Source organism: Flaviflexus sp., assembly GCF_041440645.1.
In the GTDB taxonomy this organism is placed as follows: Bacteria; Actinomycetota; Actinomycetes; order Actinomycetales; family Actinomycetaceae; genus Flaviflexus.
In genome coordinates, this window is record NZ_JASDVN010000050.1 from 1 (window position 1) to 3,454 (window position 3,454).

Sequence of the window (3,454 nt, forward strand, 5' to 3'; positions counted from 1 at the left end):
AACGTCACCCATGTCCTGATACAGAACTGTCACCTATGTCCTGAGACATAACACCCCATAGTTCGCAGACAGCTCCCCAGCCACTGGCTGGGGAGCTGTCTTATCTCCATAGTCCGAACTGATTTTGGTCTCTAGGTAGGAACCACGTTAGGGGCACCTTCGTGCGTTGTCGCATGCACGGGGTGGCAGGCGGTTTATCATGGTGGGGACCTTGGGAAAGCGAGGAGGCCGTGACATAGCTGTCACGGCCTCCAACGTTTCTTCGGGTCAGTGAGCCCGGTTAGTTCACGCCAACGATGTCGACAACGAACACGAGAGTGTCGGTGCCGCCGATGCCTGCCTGGGGGACGCCACGAGCGCCGTAACCCTTCTCCGGCGGGATCGAGACGAGGACGCGGGAACCGACGGTCTTGCCGACCAGGGTCTCGTCCCAGCCCTTAATGACCATGCCGACTCCGATCGGGAAGCTGGTGGTCTGACCACGCTGGTAGGAGGAGTCGAAAAGTCCACCGTTCCAGATCTGTCCGTGGTAGTTCACCTCGATCTCGCGACCGGCCTGAACGACCGGTCCGGTGCCCTCCTCGACGACAACGGCGTGAAGTCCGGCAGGTGCCTGCTCGGTCGGGAACTCGAGAACGGGCTCGTCACCAAACGAACCGGATGCGGTGGGTAGCTCTACAGCCATGGGATTCCTTTCGAAGGTCATTTTTCAAGTTCAATACTGGCACAGATTGGCCAGAAGAATGAGCGCGGGGCTAGCGTGCAATCGGGCAGGGCAGGCCCGTGCGGGAATGACAGTTGTATCCGAACGGGTTCTTGTCGAGGTACTGCTGATGTTCATCTTCGGCAAGGTAGTAGTCCGCACCGGGCTCGTTCACTTCCGTGACGATCTGGTCCTTGCCGGCGCCTACCAGGACGTCCTGGTAGGCGCTGCGCACGCGCAGGGCGGTCTCGTACTGTTCGGGCGTGGTGGTGAAGATGGCGGAGCGGTACTGGGTGCCTCGGTCGTTGCCCTGACGGTTGAGGGTCGTGGGGTCGTGGGATTCGAAGTAGGCAGCGAGGATCTCCTCGTAGCTGATCTTCTTCGGATCAAACACAACCCGTACGGTTTCGGTGTGGCCGGTGAGTCCCGTGCACACCTCCATGTATGTCGGGTTCTTCGTGAAGCCACCCATGAAACCAACGGAGGTTGTGTAGGCCCCGAGCTCCCAGAAGATTTTCTCTGCACCCCAGTAGCATCCTAGAGCCAGGTAGGCCTCTTCCATGCCCTCCGGTACCGACCCATCAATCGGGGTTCCGAGAACGGTGTGCGGGCGTGGATTGGGCAGGACTGGTTCGTCCCGGCAGGGCAGAGCAGTCTCTGCGGTGACTGTCGGTGGCTGGCTGAACTGAAGGAAACTCATGCCTGAATTGTCCTCCCCATGAGAGCCGGACTCAAGGTATCTCGCCAGGGACGGAATTCATGCCGTAACTGATTCCGGGAGATTCGTGACATTGCGTGGTGTACGACGATGTTCGGGATCCACTTCGTGCAGCAAACGGCCAGGTGGCCAGTACAATAAGTAGCTGTTGGAACTGAGAGGGAGCTATGGCCAATTCACATGAGTACGACCGGCGGACACTTCGCCAACGCGCTCTCGAACGACGGAAACGACTGTCGCAGGGGCCCGTCGAACGTACGGACAGTGTCTACGTGGCGCGCTTGGAGCGAAAAATGGACCACGAAGAAAAGTCTGGTGGCGTCGTTCCCTGGGCCCTGAAGGTTGCGGCCAGCTGGTCGTGGCGCCTCATCCTTGTCGCCATCGCCGTGGCGATTGTCGTCCAGGTCCTGAACTTCTTCAGCGTCATCATGCTCGCGATCCTCATCGCGATTCTGTTGACGGTGCTGATGGAGCCGATCATGCGGTTCTGCCGGTCACGGCTCCGCATGCCACGAGCCCTCGCGGCCGCCATCACGCTCATCACCTTCCTCCTTATCGTGGTTGGCCTTGCCGGTGGTGCCGGTGCCTCGATCGTGTCCGGGTTCTCGGACCTGTCGGATAAGGCGACGGCAGGTTTCAACCAGCTCATCGACTGGATCTCGGAAGGTCCGTTGGGCATTGGTGCTGAACAGATTGACGCATACGTTACTGAACTTCAAGGCATGCTGTCGTCCAACGCTTCCGTGATCGCGGGAGGTTTGGTCAGCGCGACCGGCTCGATCGTCTCCTTCTTCACGGGCCTGATCCTGGCTCTCTTCACGATGTTCTTCCTCCTGAAGGACGGCAGGAAGATCTGGTTCTACATCGTGCGTCTCTTCCCGGCTCGTGCCCGTCACGAAACGAACGAGGCAGGCATACGAGCCTGGTACACGATCGGCGCCTATATCCGCACCCAGATTCAGGTTGCCTTCATCGATGCTGTCGGCATCGCCGGCGTCGCTGCCATCCTCGGTGTCCTGCTCTGGTTCCCCATTGGCGTTCTCGTCTTTGTCGGTTCCTTCGTTCCGATCGTCGGTGCCTTCGTCACCGGTGCTGTCGCCACCCTCGTGGCTCTCGTTGATCAGGGCCTGACGGCCGCGATCCTCATGCTCGCCGGTGTGCTGCTCGTGCAGCAGATTGAGGGCAACGTCCTCCAACCCTTCCTACAGGGCAACAAGCTCTCCCTTCACCCCGTCGTGGTTGTTGTCGCGGTGACCGGTGGTTCTGCCGTCGCCGGCATCTTCGGCGCCCTCTTTGCAGTGCCCCTGGTTGCTGTCATTAACGTGGTGGTCAACTATCTGGTTGGCAGGGACATGTATCCCGAGCTCAACTACGATCCGAACAGACCGGGCGGGCCACCTGAAGCCTTCGATGAGTACATCGCGGCAAGCGACGCAAAGCTCGCCAAGCGCGCCGAGAAGGCTGAGGCTGACAACAAGGCCCGCCACGCCACCACCGCGGAAGAGTCCCACGAGGCCGCCGAAGAGGCACGCGAGCGGATCGAAGAGGCTGTCGAAGAGGGTGAGGATTCGATCGACGTCAATCCCTATGACCTTGACCCAGAGGAAGACAGGTAAGCCCGAGGCAGACCATATAGCCTGAGGGGCATTGGGTAGGCCTGAGACCTGTCGGCCTTCCCTGAGGTTCTGTGGCCCGCGCTCAGCGCGGGCCACAGTCGTCTCTCAAGGCTGTGGCCGCACCAGATGGTGCGGCCACAGCGGGTTTTGATCGCGATCAGCGATGAGACGTCACTAGCGAAGGCCCTCGAGTCCGAGGATCTTCACGGCAATGTCCTTGCCGTTCGGTGCCTTGTAGGAACGCTCGTCACCAATGGTTGCTCCCATGATCGCCGTGCCGAGGGGAGCGGCCTCCGGGAAGACGGCGATGTCGAGGTCGGCAGCTGCCTGGCGGGAGCCGAGGAGGAACTTCTGTTCCTTGCCGTTGATCTCTGCGGTCACCACGACACCGGGGCCAAACCTTTAGGTGTCGACAGA

4 protein-coding genes are annotated in these 3,454 nt (G+C 60.4%); 1 reads left to right on the forward strand and 3 read right to left on the reverse strand.

The window, feature by feature from the left end; genetic code table 11:
- Nucleotides 1–280 precede the first annotated feature (280 nt).
- Nucleotides 281–685 carry an FKBP-type peptidyl-prolyl cis-trans isomerase gene (locus tag QMB98_RS07385; RefSeq protein ID WP_371685051.1) on the reverse strand — a complete coding sequence of 135 codons (405 nt, stop codon included), beginning with the start codon at nt 683–685 and terminating at the stop codon, nt 281–283.
- A gap of 70 nt (nt 686–755) precedes the next feature.
- Complete coding sequence (gene msrA / locus QMB98_RS07390; RefSeq protein ID WP_371685052.1) at nt 756–1,403, reverse strand: peptide-methionine (S)-S-oxide reductase MsrA; 648 nt, start codon at nt 1,401–1,403, stop codon at nt 756–758.
- Between the two features lie 311 nt (nt 1,404–1,714).
- Here msrA and QMB98_RS07395 point away from each other — a divergent pair, with 311 nt between their 5' ends.
- Nucleotides 1,715–3,037 (forward strand): AI-2E family transporter, encoded by a 1,323-nt coding sequence (locus tag QMB98_RS07395; RefSeq protein WP_371685053.1) that lies wholly within the window; start codon nt 1,715–1,717, stop codon nt 3,035–3,037.
- A gap of 174 nt (nt 3,038–3,211) precedes the next feature.
- Here the strand turns inward: QMB98_RS07395 and QMB98_RS07400 are convergent, their stop codons facing one another.
- On the reverse strand, nt 3,212–3,421 hold the full coding sequence (locus tag QMB98_RS07400; RefSeq protein ID WP_371685054.1) for a GreA/GreB family elongation factor: 210 nt from the start codon (nt 3,419–3,421) through the stop codon (nt 3,212–3,214).
- Nucleotides 3,422–3,454: the final 33 nt, after the last annotated feature.

What these genes read in the sequence shown, in the direction of transcription:
- QMB98_RS07385 (WP_371685051.1), bottom strand. Translation starts at nt 685, where the DNA reads ATGGCTGTAGAGCTACCCACCGCATCCGGTTCGTTTGGTGACGAGCCC.
- msrA (WP_371685052.1), bottom strand. Translation starts at nt 1,403, where the DNA reads ATGAGTTTCCTTCAGTTCAGCCAGCCACCGACAGTCACCGCAGAGACT.
- QMB98_RS07395 (WP_371685053.1), top strand. Translation starts at nt 1,715, where the DNA reads ATGGACCACGAAGAAAAGTCTGGTGGCGTCGTTCCCTGGGCCCTGAAG.